The 14,684-nt window shown below is 71.6% G+C and carries 7 protein-coding genes; 2 read left to right on the plus strand and 5 right to left on the minus strand.

The genetic code is table 11. From position 1 onward, the window contains the following. Positions 1 to 58: 58 nt before the first annotated feature. The 5 genes from BKA10_RS08600 to BKA10_RS08620 are packed head-to-tail and all read right to left on the minus strand — an operon-like array spanning position 59 to position 9,963. The gene (locus tag BKA10_RS08600; RefSeq protein ID WP_183499514.1) at positions 59 to 4,591 is read right to left on the minus strand and encodes a type VII secretion EssC family protein; all 4,533 of its coding nucleotides are present in this window, start codon (positions 4,589 to 4,591) and stop codon (positions 59 to 61) included. Positions 4,592 to 4,612: 21 nt separating this feature from the next. Further along, on the minus strand, positions 4,613 to 6,055 hold the full coding sequence (locus tag BKA10_RS08605; RefSeq protein ID WP_183499515.1) for an RDD family protein: 1,443 nt from the start codon (positions 6,053 to 6,055) through the stop codon (positions 4,613 to 4,615). A gap of 13 nt (positions 6,056 to 6,068) precedes the next feature. Further along, positions 6,069 to 7,676 (minus strand): bifunctional phosphoribosylaminoimidazolecarboxamide formyltransferase/IMP cyclohydrolase, encoded by a 1,608-nt coding sequence (purH, locus tag BKA10_RS08610; RefSeq protein ID WP_183499516.1) that lies wholly within the window; start codon positions 7,674 to 7,676, stop codon positions 6,069 to 6,071. Between the two features lie 27 nt (positions 7,677 to 7,703). After that, positions 7,704 to 8,294, minus strand: a complete 591-nt coding sequence (purN, locus tag BKA10_RS08615; protein ID WP_183499517.1) for a phosphoribosylglycinamide formyltransferase — start codon at positions 8,292 to 8,294, stop codon at positions 7,704 to 7,706. Positions 8,295 to 8,298: 4 nt separating this feature from the next. Next, a complete protein-coding gene (locus BKA10_RS08620) occupies positions 8,299 to 9,963 on the minus strand; it encodes a cell division protein PerM (protein ID WP_183499518.1) in 1,665 nt (554 codons plus the stop codon). A 99-nt stretch (positions 9,964 to 10,062) separates the two neighbouring features. On the opposite strand from BKA10_RS08620, the gene BKA10_RS08625 reads away from it, so the two are divergent. Beyond that, positions 10,063 to 11,517 (plus strand): NCS2 family permease, encoded by a 1,455-nt coding sequence (locus BKA10_RS08625; RefSeq protein WP_183499519.1) that lies wholly within the window; start codon positions 10,063 to 10,065, stop codon positions 11,515 to 11,517. Positions 11,518 to 12,032: 515 nt separating this feature from the next. Then, positions 12,033 to 14,627 (plus strand): hypothetical protein, encoded by a 2,595-nt coding sequence (locus tag BKA10_RS08630; RefSeq protein WP_183499520.1) that lies wholly within the window; start codon positions 12,033 to 12,035, stop codon positions 14,625 to 14,627. Positions 14,628 to 14,684 lie beyond the last annotated feature (57 nt).

Genomic DNA, 14,684 nt, shown 5'->3' on the forward strand with positions numbered 1-14,684 from the left:
ACCACGAACCTAACAACCCCCGCCCGACACCGTCGATGGGGAGCACTCCCCATGCCTGTCACCCCGCGTTGGTGGTCTCGCGGAGGGGGAGCTTCGCGGCATCCACCAGCGGCATCTGCACGGTGACCGCGCGCCCGGCCTGGACGAAGATGCCACGGCCCTCGGGGAAGTCCGAGCGCTTGACCTTCGGGAACGGCACCTTGAACACCGAGTCGCCGTCGAACGAGTCGGGACGGATGACGATGCCCTTCCGGCCGGCCTTGAAGTCGCCGACGAGGCCGAAGCCGCTGGTGACCTGGTTCACGTCGGCGTCGCCGATCAGGAAGTGGTCGCTGCGGTTGACGGCCTGGAGCAGGGCCTTCAGGGGGCGCTCGGCGGGCGAGTCCGCGAACTGCGGCAGGTCCTCCACGACGATCATCAGCCGCATGCCGAGCGCCTCGTCTGCCACGAGCTCGGCCAGTTCGGTCGCGAGTTCCTTGGCGTCGTCGGGGGTCGTGGCGCTGCGCATCCATGGCGCGAACTCGCGCAGCTGCGAGCGACGCCCGCCGAAGTGGAACAACCGCACCTCGGGATCGAAGCGCGTCATCGACGTGATGAGCGCCTTCATCGCGTTCGTCTTGCCCGACTGCGGCGGGCCGGCCACCACGAAGGTGCCGACCGGGTCGAAGTCGCGCGCCGCGAGGGTGTCTTCGGCGACGCCCAGGACGGGGAACTCGCCGATGCGGTCGGGCAGGTCGGCGAGCGCGAGCCGGGTGGGCAGCGATCCGATCTCGTCGACCTCGCGGGCACCGCCGGCGCGCAGCTCGGCGGCCAGCTGCTCCATGAGCTTGGTCTGCTCGGCTACGTTCGGCGTGCCGCCGAGGACGGCGATCTGCGTCTCGAAGCCGTCGATGATGGCGCGCCCGGGGGCCGAGCGCTCGTCGAGGACGTCCTTGGGCGCATTCAGCAGGGCGTACGCGTTCTCGTCCGAGAGGCGCAGCACGATGCGGCGCGAGACGTTCGCGCTGACGGCGGTGGGCACCGAGCCCGACCGGTCCGCGGTCGCGACCACGTGCACGCCGAGCGGGCGGCCCTCGCCGAGGATCCGCATGAACGCCTGGTAGAACGGCATGCGCGCGGTGGTCGACTCCCACTCCGCGCGGAACTGCGGCAGGCCGTCGAGCAGCAGGATGATGCGGGGCTCGTCGCGCCCGGTGATCTCTCGGTACTCGGCGATGCTCGACGCGTTGGCGGCGCTGAACCGCTTGCCGCGGTCGTCGAGCACGGCGCCCAGCGACCGCATGATGCGCTGGACGCGCTCGGCGTCGTCTCCGGGGATGATCGATCCGACGTGCGGCAGCGTCTCGAGGGCCTTCAGCGACCCCGAGCCGAAGTCGAGACCGTAGACGGCGACGTTCTCGGGGCGGCGGCCGATCGCGGACGCGATCGCGATCGTGCGCAGCACGGTGGACTTTCCCGATCCGCTCGTGCCGTACACGAGCATCGAGCCGTCGCGGTCGGGCTGGAAGTACACGGCCTCCTGCAGCTGCCGTTCGGGCACGTCGCGCTTGCCGAGCAGGATCGCCCCCGCGCGGCCTGCGGGCAGCCGGCGGATGTCGACGGTCTGCTCGAGGTCGTCGAGCCACGGGCGGCGGGGAGCGGGGATCTTGGCCTGCTCGGCGGCGGCGATGAGCGTCGCGACGATGCGCTTCTGGTCGTTGGGCCCCGGGTCGGCGTCGTGCATGTTGTCGTCGCCGGCGTCGTCGAGCTCCCACTTCTGGATCGACCCGAAGCGCAGCTCGGCGACACTCACGTCGGCGACGGGCTTCTCGTCGGTGCTCCAGCCGCCGGCGTACGCCGACTGGAAGGGCACGAGCCGTCCGGGGCCGGTCTTCGCGATGCCGCGACCGGGGATGCTGGGGTCGAAGCTGCCCGCGATCGGATCGTCCACGACGTCCTTCGAGTCGGACTCGTCGGCCATGCGCAGCGCGACGCGCAGGTTCGTGTTCGCGCGCAGGTTGTCCTTGATGACGCCGGCGGGGCGCTGAGTGGCCATGATCAGATGGATGCCGAGAGAGCGGCCGCGCTGGGCGATGTCCACGACCCCGTCGACGAACTCCGGCACTTCACCGGCGAGGGCGGCGAACTCGTCGATCACCAGCACGAGAGCGGGCGGCGTATCGGGGTCGCGGCGCTTCTCCAGCTCGAGGAGGTCCTTGGCCTTCTTGCGGTTGAACAGGTGCTCGCGGTGGTGCAGCTCGGCGCGCAGGCTCGTGAGCGCACGGCGCACGAGGTGCGGGCTCAGGTCGGTGACGAGGCCGACGCAGTGCGGCAGCTCGACGCAGTCGGCGAACGCCGACCCGCCCTTGTAGTCGACGAACAGGAAGGTCACGCGGTCGGGGCTGTGCGCGGCGGCCATGCCCAGCACCCACGCCTGAAGGAACTCGGACTTCCCGGCGCCGGTCGTGCCGCCCACGAGCGCGTGCGGCCCTTGCAGCCGCAGGTCGAGCGTCATGGCATCCGACGCCCCCTGGCCGACGATCGCACGCAGGTTGCCGGCCTTCTTGAGCCGCGGCAGGGTCGCACCCGACCGGTCGATGATGGTGTTGTTCTCGCGCCAGCGGTCGATCGCGAAGCTCGGCTCGGCGACCATCTCGGGGCCGATGAGCGAGAGGAACATCACGGAGTTGGGGATGTCGGAGGAGTCCTCGATCACGGTGCTGGAGTCGGCGACCGGAGCCAGGCGCTTGGCGAGCATGGTCATCAGCTCGTTCGAGACGCCCTCGACCGCGGTGTCGGCGTACTCGACGCCGCTGAGCACGGTGCCGACCTGGGCGTGCTCGAGGCCGCCGGTCACGTCGAGGAAGCTGCGGCACACTGCCGGCAGCGCGTCGACGACCGGGGCGACGAACAGTCCGTAGACGCCGACGTCGGCGCCGCGTTCGAGCACCTGGGTCAGGCGGGCGCGGTCGACGGGCGCGTCGCCGGTGACGATGACGACCACGGCCGTCTGGCCGGGGAAGGTGGCTTCCTCCGCCGCGCGGCGCACGTCGGTGCCGTACCGCATAGGGTCCCAGTCCTCGTCGTAGGGGATGCGGGGCGAGGCGGCGGCCTTCGAACGCCGCATGACGAGTTCCTCCAGGCCCGACAGCAGTGCGGATCCGGTGGATGCCGAGTCCGACAGCGGCATGTCGCGGAACGGGCTGCGCTCGCTCGAGGTGTGCGGCAGCCACTTGAGCCACTCGAGCTCTTTGGCCCACTCCGGTTCGGTGAGGGCGACGGCGACCAGTTCGTTCGGCGAGTGCAGCCCGAACAGCTGCACCGACAGGCCGCGCAGGGCATCGGCGGCTTCGCGCATCGGGCCGGCGACGCCGATGACGCCGACGCTCTGCAACGACTCCAGCACCGGCACGCCGTCGATCCGGCGATACCGCTCGCGCAGCCGCTCGACCCGGTCGACATACTCCTGCAGAGCGTCGGGGTTCTCGCCGCTCTTGATCGTCGTGCGCGAGGGCGCCTCGCACGTGCCCAGCCGCACGGACAGGAAGTTCCAGTGCTCCGGGCGCCGCGTCCACAGCATCGGCCCCAGGCGCATGGCCTCGTCGAACACGACCGCGACCGGCGGCACCTCGGCGTTGCGGATCTCGCGCTCGCGCGGCCGTTCGCGGTAGAGCTTCTCCTCGGTCTCCTCGAAGGTCCGCTCGAACGTCTCGGCTTCCTTCCGCACGCGCTGCCCCACCTGGGTGCGCTGCGAGATGAAGTTCCCGAGCAGCATGAGCGGCGTCATGAAGATGATCACGAGCGAGCGCGGGTTGCCGTTGATGGCGAAGATCGTCGCGCCCAGGATGATCGGCGCGACGAGCATCGGCCATGGGAAGAGCCGCGTGGTCGGCTCCTTCGGCATCTTCGGCTCCGGCAGCTCTTCGCCCACGTAGCGCGGTTCGACGCGCGGGCTGCGGTTGAACAGCAGACTGCCGCCGCGCTCGAGTACGGGGTCGGGCTCATGCTGCGGCGCGAAGTCGTCGACCAGGCGCACGACCAGCTCGGTGTCACCCAGGACGAACCGCTGCCCGGGGATGACCCGCAGCCGCGGCACGAGTCCGCCGTCGATCACGATGCCGTTCGCGGAGTTGAGATCGACGATCTCGACGGCGGCGCCCACTTCGATGCGGGCATGGCGCTTGGAGATGAGCGGATCGTCGAGCACGACGTCGTTGTCGGGCGCGCGACCGATGGTGAAGTGGCCGCGCGGCAGCGGGAACTCGAGCCCGGCGACAGGGCCCGAAACCGCGGCGAGGACCGCGGTCGCCGGAGCGCCGGCAACCCGTGCGGGCTGGTAGTTCTCGCCGAGGTTGATGACCGAGGCGATGAATCCCGACCCGACCGGCGCATCGCTGATGAGCATGTTCGGGTCGAGCATGCTGAACTCGGTCGCCGTCGGCGGGGCGACGCTGAGGGTGAGGACGTCGTCGGCGGAGGCGACGATCTCGTGCTGCGGGTCGGCGTCGACGACCTGCCGGGCGACGTCGTGGACGGTCGCGGTGGTGTCCGAGGTGATGACGATGTCGGTGCGCTGCGCGTTGGCGCGCTGCAGGGTCAGTTTGAGTCTCATCTGGGTGTCCTCATCGGGGTGTCAGCCTCGGGAGATGCGGACCTGGGCGAACCGGTCCCCGAATCGGATGGTATCCCCGTCCGCCAGGGGAGTCTTCTCCCCCGCCGTCAGCGGCTGTTCGGTGCCGCCGCGGCTCAGGGCGCTGCCGTTGGTCGAGCCGCAGTCGACGACCACGACGATCCCGTCGCTGCGCAAGACGGCGAGATGGGTCTTCGAGACCGACATCGACGGGTCGTGGACGGGCACGAGCGCGAGCCCGGCGTCGGCGGGCCCTGCGGCGGGCGCCCGGCCGATGAGGGCGCCGCCCGCGTCGATGTCGATCGTCTCACCCGAGTCGAGCATGAGCGAGACCCGTACCGTCACGGGCACCGGTGCCGCGTCGGGTGCGTGTGCCGCGAGGGATGCCGGTGGCGCGACGGCCGGCGCCGGTGCGGCCGGTGCCGGTACGGCCGCGGCTGCAGGTCTCGCCGCGGCAGGCGCGGGGTCGCTCGGCAGCAGCTGCGGGGGCGCCCAGGCCGTAGGTGACGGAGTGGATGCCGCGGGCCGCACCACCGGCGGCACCGCGACCCCGGGTGCGGCGTCGGGCGACGACATCGCCGGGGGCTGCGGTGTGAAGGCTGACGGCACGACCACCGTCGGGATCGCGGGCGGCTCCTCACCGGGCCCAGCGGTGGGCTCGGGCCGCGCCGCGCCGAGCACTCCCCCGCTGCTGCGGGTGACGGGGATGTACACGTCGGGACCGCGGTGCCCGGCGGACGTCGCGAGCGAGGGCAGCACGCTGCGCTCGTCGACGAGGTCGGTGGCGGCGGCCTTGCGGGCGATCCGCATGCGCTTGGCGTCGTACGGGTTCAGGCCCCGCCGGGCGTCGACGAACCAGGTCTGCGCGACGCGATCGGGCCAGCCCCGCCCGCGCTTCTCCGGATCGAACAGGGGCGAGAGGGCGACCACCAGCAGCGGTCCGATCAGCACGACGATGAAGCTCCCCCACATGATGAGGTAGCGCACCACGGCCCCCCGCCAGAACTTGGGCCGCTCGAGCGTGCGCACATTCACGACGCGGATGCCGGTCAGCATCTTCCCGAAGGTCACGCCCCTCCGGCCGTTGAGCACGAGCTGGACGATGATGAACGCCGTCGTCAGCACGGAGGAGACGAGTCCGGCAAGTCCCACCCACAGCAGGTCGTTCCGGCCGAACAGCGCCGCCGGGTCGCCCTCGGCGACCACCTGGAGCAATGCCGGCAGCGTCACGATCAGCATCGGCAGCTGCAGCAGCGCGACCAGCAGGATCTCGAAGACCGTCGAGAGCACGCGACGGCCGAACGGCGCGGGGATCAGGCCGAGCGACGCGGCATACTCCGGCCGTGCCCGCCCGTACGCGTCGAGCCCTTCGATGGGACGCTCATCGTCGTCGATCTCCCAGATCGACCCGCCGGGCCTGGCGCGTCGCGCCTCGCTGTCGCTCACAGATGCCGCGCGATCAGTGGAAGAAGTGCCGCTCGCCGGTGAAGAACATCGTCACGTTCGCCGCGCGCGCGGCGTCGATGACCTCCTGGTCGCGCACCGAACCGCCGGGCTGGATGATCGTCTTGATCCCCGCGTCGATGAGCACCTGGGGGCCGTCTGCGAACGGGAAGAACGCGTCCGAGGCCGCCACCGAGCCGGCCGCACGCGCACCGGCTCGCTCGACGGCCAGGCGGCACGAGTCGACGCGGTTGACCTGTCCCATGCCGACGCCGACCGTGGCCGAGCCCTGCGCGAGCACGATGGCGTTGGACTTGACCGCCCGGCACGCCTTCCAGGCGAAGATCATGCCCTCGAGCTCTTCCGGGGCAGGGCGCTCTCCGGCCACGAGCTCCCAGTCGTTGGCCACCGAGACGATGTCGTCGGGGAACCGGTCGGCGTCCTGCAGCAGCAGGCCGCCCGAGACGAGGCGCACGTCCATCGTCTCCTGCTGCCAGTCGGTGGGCAGTTGCAGCACCCGCAGGTTCTTCTTGAGCCGGAACACCTCGAGCGCCTCGGGCTCGAAGTCGGGGGCGATGATGACCTCGGTGAAGATGTCGCGCAGGTTCTCGGCCATCTTCAGCGTCACGGTGCGGTTCGCGGCGATCACGCCGCCGAACGCCGAGACCGGGTCGCACTCGTGGGCGCGCAGGTGCGCCGAGGCGATCGGGTCGAGCGCGTTGGGCGCGGTCACGGCGATGCCGCACGGGTTCGCGTGCTTGATGATGGCCACCGCGGGCTTGACCATGTCGAACGCGGCGCGCAGCGCGGCATCCGCATCGACATAGTTGTTGTACGACATCCCCTTGCCCTGCAGCTGGGTCGCCTGAGCGATGCCGTGGCCGCCGACGCGGGTGTAGATCGCGGCGCGCTGGTGCGAATTCTCGCCGTAGCGCAGCGTCTCGAGGCGCTCGGCCTTTATCGTCAGGTGCTGGGGCAGGTCGCCCTCTTCGCCGATGGTCTCCTCGGCGAACCAGGTCGCCACGGCGCGGTCGTAGGTCGCGGTGTGGGTGAACGCGCGTGCGGCCAGCTCACGACGCTGGGCGAGGCTCGTGCCGCCCTTGCCGAGCGACTCGATGATCGCCGGGTACGACTCGGGTGAGACGACCACGGCCACGTTGGCGAAGTTCTTCGCCGAGGCGCGCACCATGGCGGGTCCCCCGATGTCGATCTGCTCGACGACGGCATCGCCGGTGGCTCCGGATGCCACGGTCTCGGCGAACGGGTACAGGTTCACCACGACCAGCTCGAAGGGGAGGATGCCGAGGTCGGCCAGCTGTTGCTCGTGGTCTTCGAGGCGCAGGTCGGCGAGGAGGCCGGCGTGGACGGCCGGGTGCAGCGTCTTCACGCGGCCGCCGAGCGACTCGGGGAACCCGGTGACGGTCGACACGTCGGTCACCTCGTGGCCGGCGTCGCGGATGGTCTGGGCCGTCGAGCCGGTCGACACGATGTCGACGCCGGCGTCGGCGAGTGCCTGCGCAAGGGACAGCAGGTCGGACTTGTCGCTGACCGAGACGAGTGCGCGGCGCACGGGGACGACGTCGCGGTGACGGTAGCGCGCGGGATCGATGGTCGGACCGGCCATGGGGGTCTCCAGAGTGTCGGGGTCGGGTCAGGGGGTGAGTGCGGCGAGGTCGAGCGTGCCGGTGGCGATGCGCCGGACGACGTCGATCAGGAGCCTGCGCTCGACGGGCTTGATGCGCTCGTGCAGGGTGTGCTCGGTGTCACCGGGCAGGACCGGCACGCGTTCCTGCGCGATGATCGGACCGGCATCCACCCCGTTGTCGACGACGATGACGCTCGCGCCGGTCTCGGTCACGCCGGCGGCGAGCGCGTCGCGGACGCCGTGCGCTCCGGGGAACTCAGGCAGGTAGGCGGGGTGCGTGTTGATGAGCTGCGGCGCCCAGGCGTCGACGACCGTCGCGGGCAGCAGCCGCATGAGGCCGCTGAGGACGACGAGGTCGGGCTTCCAGACTTCGAGCTGTGCCTGCAGCTCCTCGCCCCACTCCTCCCGGGTCTCGAACTGGCCGAACGGCACCATGAAGGTCGGGATGCCGAACTCCTCGGCGTGCTCGAACCCGTCGGCCTGCCGGTCGGCCCCCACGACGACCACGCGAGCGGGGAAATCGGGGTCGCTGGCGGCGTCCAGGAGCGCTCGCAGATTCGAGCCGGCTCCGGAGATCAGGACGGCGACCGTGAGCACCCGGTCAGTCTACCGGCGGTCGCGGGTGATCCTCGGCGTCGCCCCGAGGCGGCAGATGCTCGTCGAGCGGAATGGTCTCGGTCGCGTCGAACGGAGCCGGTTCGAGCTTCCCCGTGCGGGTGGCCGCGTCCGACGACCCCGGCTCGGTGGAGTAGCCGGAGCCCAAGGGGTCAATCGGCTCAGTCGGATCGCCGGGGCCGAGGGGCCCGACCGGTGCGGCGGCGTCACGTGGCGTCATCGGCGCGGTGGGCCGGCCGGAGTCGTACGGCGCGATCGGCTGGGTGGTGTCACCGTACCCGGCCGGCGACATCGGCTCTGCAGGATCGTGCGACTCGGCAGGATCGGGCACACCTGCCGGTGCAACGGGCTCGGTGTCGAGGTGGTCCGCGTGATCCCGCCATTGCTGGCCGGCCGGCCAGCGCTCCGAAGGCTGGGTCCATACGGCTCCGGATGCCGACTCCGGCGCCGGCTCGAGACGCGGTGCGAGCAGCAGGATGCCGGCGCCGATCGCCATCTCCACCGCGACGACCAGCGCGAACGGGCCCGGCGCGGGGCCGGTCGTGGCGAGCCGTCCGGGCCCGAGTGATCCTGAGGCCAGTGCGGCGAGGCCCGCCGCGGCCGCACCGCTGCCGATGACGATGACGGCCAGCACGACCAGACGCTCGGCGATCGGGTCGTGCGAGGCCGGCGCGACCGCGAGCCGAGTCCGGGCGGTCCAGCCGGCGAGCGCCCCGACGCCGATCACGCCGAGGGCGAGCAGCAGCATCCACGACGACGACTGCTCGGGGATCGCGCCGAAGATCGGGATGCCGGGGACGACGCCCAGGCTGGTGCCGGCGGGCGACACGGTGGTGCCGGCGCCGAGCGCGAACCCCGGACCGGCGACGTACGACGCGCCCCATACGACGAGGGTGGGCAGGTAGGCGAGCTGGCCGAGCGAGAGGACGATGACGCCGATCAGATCGACGTGCGCGGCCTGGTAGAGCCCGACGATGGCGCCGCCGCGGGCGAAGACGGCCACCGCGAGGGCCAGCGCGCCGAAACCGATGAGGCCGACCACTGCTGCGGCGAGGCCGCGGGCGGCCGCGGGCGGAACCTGGGTCCACTGCGGATGGCGCCGGAGGGCCGCGCGCGCGGCATCCATCACCGAATCGTCGCCATGACGCCAGGCGCCCACCAGTGCTCCGCCGAACGCCGGCAGCGCGTATACGAGAACCGGGAACAGCACGGCGGGAAGCACGTCGACGGCGGCCAGGTCGATCCGCGCGGTGAGGGCGATCGCGGTCGCGACCGCGGCGACGACGATCGTCCCGGCGACGACGCCGAACGGCCACGCCCCGGCGCGGGCGGCGCGACCACCCGAGCGGGCGGCGAAGATCGCGGTGAAGGCGGCCAGGGCGGTGGGCGCGAGCGAGAGGACGAACGAAGCAGCCTCGTCGGGGATGCCGGTCGCGGTCAGATACTCCTCGGTGAGCGTCACCTCGATCGGCACGAAGTGCCCGAACTGCCACAGGCGCACCGACGTCGGCCACAGCGCGGCCCAGTCCTCGGCCCCCGGAAACCCGAACACCCACAGCAGGGTCAGCGGCGCGGCGACCACGACGAGACCGACGGCGACGGCGATCGCAGCGTCGAGGGCGGCCAGCAGGGCGACGAGAAGGCGGTTCATGCCGTTTCGACCCTACCTACGGTGGCGGCCGGCGCCCGACGGGCGCGCCCGGGTCACGAGCATGCCCGCAGGTTCGCTACGTTCTTTCCAGGAGGATTCATGAGCACATCCACGTCAGCGGCCCCGACGTCCGACACCCGACCCACCGGCGGACTCGACCGCTTCTTCGAGATCTCCCGCCGCGGGTCGACTCTCGGCACCGAGGTGCGGGGTGGTGTGGTCACGTTCGTGACGATGGCGTACATCGTCATCCTGAACCCGATCATCCTGTCGGGTGCCGCGGACATCGACGGCGAAACCCTGTCGTTCGGCGCCGTCGGTGCGGCCACGGCACTGACCGCCGGTGTCATGACCATCCTGTTCGGCCTGGTCACCCGCCTGCCGTTCGCGTTCGCCGCCGGACTCGGCATCAACGCGTTCGTCGCGTTCAGCGTCGTCGGCGACGTCACCTGGGCCGAGGCCATGGCCCTGGTGATGATCAACGGCGCCATCATCGTGCTGCTGGCCGCGACCGGCCTGCGGAAGATGATCTTCGACGCCGTCCCGGTGCAGCTGAAGATCGCGATCACGGTCGCGATCGGCTTCTTCATCGCGTTCATCGGCTTCGTGAACTCCGGGTTCGTCACCGCCACCGGCGCGAACTCGCCGCCCGTGGGCCTCGGCCAGGGCGGGTCGGTGGCCACAGTCCCGACGCTCATGTTCGTCATCACGCTGCTGCTGACCGGAGTGCTCATCGCGCTGCGCGTGAAGGGCGCGATGCTGATCGGCCTGGTCATCGGCACGGTGCTCTCCGTCATCGTCGAGGCGATCTGGCCGCTCGGCTCGGCCGTCGACAACCCGGGCGGATGGGGACTCACCGTCCCCACGCTCAGCGGCTCGCCGGTGAGCGTGCCCGACCTGAGCCTCATCGGCGCCGTCGACTTCGGCTTCGACCTCACCCGGGTCAGCATCGTCACGCTCGTGATGCTCGTGTTCACCCTGGTGTTCTCGAACTTCTTCGACGCCATGGGCACCATGACGGGCCTGGCCAAGGAGGCCGGCCTCGCCGATGAGAAGGGCGACTTCCCGCGCATCAAGTCGGCGCTGATCGTCGAGGGCGTCGGCGCGATCGCCGGTGGCGCGACCTCGTCGTCGTCGTCCACGGTGTTCGTCGAGTCGGGCTCGGGCATCGGCGAGGGCGCCCGCACGGGCCTGGCCAACGTCGTGACCGGTGTGCTGTTCCTGCTGGCGATGTTCTTCACGCCGCTGACCTCGATCGTCCCGACCGAGGTGGCCGGTGCCGCCCTGGTGATCGTCGGCGCGATGATGATGGCCCAGGTCAAGAGCATCGACCTGACCGACTTCCGCGTGCTGCTGCCGGTGTTCCTCACCGTCAGCGTCATGCCGCTGACCTACTCGATCGCCAACGGCATCGGCGCGGGCTTCATCAGCTGGGTCGTCGTGCACGCCCTGTCGGGCCGGGCCAAGACCATCAGCCCGCTGCTGTGGGTCGTGGCCATCGGCTTCGTGATCTTCTTCGCGCGCGGCCCGATCGAGCTGCTCATCGCCAGCTGAAGCTCGCTCTCGTGTCAGGGGGTGGATGCCACGGCATCCGCCCCCTTCTCTGTGCACCCCTCGGCCCGAGCCGGTGCCCTCCCCGCAAAGTTGGCGCCGGCGCTGCAGCGCGTACGCACGGGCCTGACGCGGACGCCCTCCCTGCAAAGTTGGCGCCAGCGCCGGAAACCACGCGGGAGTTACCACCCCAAGAGCCAACCGAGCGGGCACCCTCCTGGCAAAGTTGGCGCCGGCGCCGGAAACCACGCGGCAGTTACCACCCCAAGAGCCAACCGAGCGGGCACCCTCCTGGCAAAGTTGGCGCCGGCGCCGGAAACCACGCGGCAGTTACCACCCCAAGAGCCAACCGAGCGGGCGCCCTCCTCGCAAAGTTGGCGCCGGCGACGGAAACCACGCGGGAGTTACCACCCCAAGAGCCAACTTCGCCCGGGGTTGCGGCGCGTACGCACGGGCCTGACGCGGACAGCCGCGCGGGGCTAGCATGACGGCCAGGAAGCCTCAGCGGGGAGGGTGCCATGGAGTCGTCGAGGGGGGAACCGGCCGCCGATGTGCTCGAGCTGCGGGTGCATGGCGTGAACAACACGACCGCGCCGTCGCTGCTCGACCTGCGGCCGCAGGATGTGGAGCTGGTCGCCGGCGACAAGCTCGGCAGCTTCTGGCGGCCGACCGCCGCGGCGGTGTCGGCGCTCGAGCAGGGACAGCGAGGGTATGTGCCCCCGGGGATCGTCCGCGAGGCGTACTCGTGGGGCGGCATGGTCCGCACCACCCCCGATCTGGGCAGCGCGGGCGCGGCCGGGATGCTCGCCGGTGCGCTCGCCCGCGTGTTCTACGCGCTGATCCTGCCGTTCAGCATCGCCAACGCCGCACAGTGGTCGTGGAAGCTGCCGGCGGCCACCGACACCGAGCGCGGGGTGCGCAGGTTCGCCGCCGCGACACGGCTGTTCGGCCTGCTGCTGACCCTCCTGTTCACGTGCACGGCGGCGAGTCTCGCGCTCGACATCGGCGCGCTGCAGTGCGCGGCCGCGCCGCCGCTGTGCGCGCCGCTGGCCGAGATGCTGGAACCGCTGTCCGGATGGAGCCGGGGCCAGCGGATGGCGCTGTTCGCCCTCGCACCGGTCGCCGCTGTGGCCGGGCTGTGGCTGCTGTCGGTCATCTCGCAGCTGCGGTACGACGTGCTGCCCGGCATGGCGACGAACACGGCGCCCGGTCTTCCGGTGGCCCCGCGTGCCGGCGCGGCGCCGGACGCCCGCGTCGGTGAGCCGGCGCCGACGGCCCTGCTGGCGCAGCCGGGCTTCTGGTCGAACCGCCGCACCTACGAGCTCGCCCGGCTCCACTTGGCCGCGGGCATCCTGCTGACCGGGCTGCTCGCGGCGGGGCATGCCGCGATGGCCTGGCACACGACGTGCGCCGGGCTCGGGATCGACGCCGGCTGCCTCGGCGACGCGCCGTCGTCGGCGTCGTTCTGGGTGTTCGCCTCCCTGGCTCTGCTCGCGGCTGCCGGACTCGTGGTGGCGCTGGTGGTGACGATAGTGGTGCCCACGACCGATACCGCCACGAGCGAGGAGAGCCGGGCGCGCTGGTCGGAGCTGTGGACCCGCGCGCTGCTGTTCGCCTCGATCGGCGTATATCTGGTGCTGCTGGTCGTTCTCGTGTTCGACGACACCGGAGCCGGCGCGGGCCCCGCCCGGCTGTACGGCGCGGGGGCGACACCGCTGATCATCGTCAGCGCCGCGGCGCTCATCGCGATCAGCGGCATCGCATGGCGCCCGCGGGCAGGTCGCCGGTACACCGCGTGGCGCGGGTGCGGGCCGGCCGTGTTCTTGTCACTCGCGCTCGCGCTGGCGACCGCGACGAGTGCGATCACCGTGGTCACGGTCGGCAACTGGCTGAACGGGTCGCAGGGGGCGGTCGCTCTGGTCCGCGACGCCGAGTCTCCGGCCGCGCAGGCCGCGGGGCTGGTCGTCTCGAGTTGCTGGGTCGCACTCGGCGCCGCGGTGCTCGCCGGACTCGTGGTCGCGGTCGTCTGGATCGCAGCCGCCATGGCCCGTCGGCGCGACGTGACCGAGCGGGCGCAGGACTGGGGTGCGCCGGGCAGACCCGACGCCGTCGACGTGCCGACCGGCGGGGTGCTGCCACCCTCCCCCGCGACCCTGTTCGCCCGGATCTCGTCCGGCCGCGGCATCGCGGCGCGCGCACACCTGGTCGAGCCGCTCGGCGGTGCACTCATCGCATGGCTGGGAATCGCCGTGCTCGTCGGGGTCGTATGGTCGTGGGCTGCGTACGCGCAGCGAGTGTCGCTGTGGGCTGTGCTGCCGGCGCTGTCCGACGACGTCGTGCGCACGTTCCTCAGCGTCTCGCTGCCGGCGCTGGCGTGGATCGGCGTCGGCCTGGTCGCCGTCCTCGCCGTCGGTGCGGCCACCGCCAAGAACCGCCCGCTGGGGCTCGTGTGGGACATCGTCTGCTACCTGCCGCGCACCGGGCACCCGTTCGGCCCGCCGTCCTACGCCGAACGAGCCGTGCCCGAGATCGCCGGGCGGATCCTCGCGTGGCTCGAAGGCGGGCGCGACCGCCGCGCCGTGCTGGCCGCGCACAGCATGGGCGGGGTGCTCGCGGTGTCGGCCCTCGGGGTGCTGGCCAGCGCCCCGTCCACGCGGCCTGCGCTGGCCCGCATCTCGCTGCTCACGTTCGGAGTGCAGCTGCGGGCATTCTTCGGGCGCATGCTCCCCGAACTGCTGGGGCCCGGCATCCTGGGCACCGAACCGGCACTTGCCCCCCGCGTGCGAGACGCAGACCCCTGGCGTGCCGACTACGAGGCGCAGGGCGGGGCGGCCCCGCCCGGTGAGGCCACGCCCCGCGGGCCGGGACGCCTGGCCGGCGCCCTCCTGCCACACGGCGTGCCGTGGCTGAGCCTGTGGCGCCCGACCGACTTCCTGGGCTTCCCCGCCGTCAGCACCGCGCGGGCAGACCCGTCACGGGGGTTCCGCAACGACGTCGACCGCGTCGCCGAGGAGCTCGATCTGTCGGGCTACATGGTCGAGGTCGGCACCCACGGCGAGTACTACCGGGTGCCGGCGTACACGCAAGCGGTCGAGGACCTGCTGGCGACGTAGGCTCCGGCATCCACGACGCACGTCGCCGCAGACATGCGAGGTCAGCCACCTCGGCCG

The organism is Microbacterium invictum (genome assembly GCF_014197265.1).
GTDB classification, from domain to species: domain Bacteria; phylum Actinomycetota; class Actinomycetes; order Actinomycetales; family Microbacteriaceae; genus Microbacterium; species Microbacterium invictum.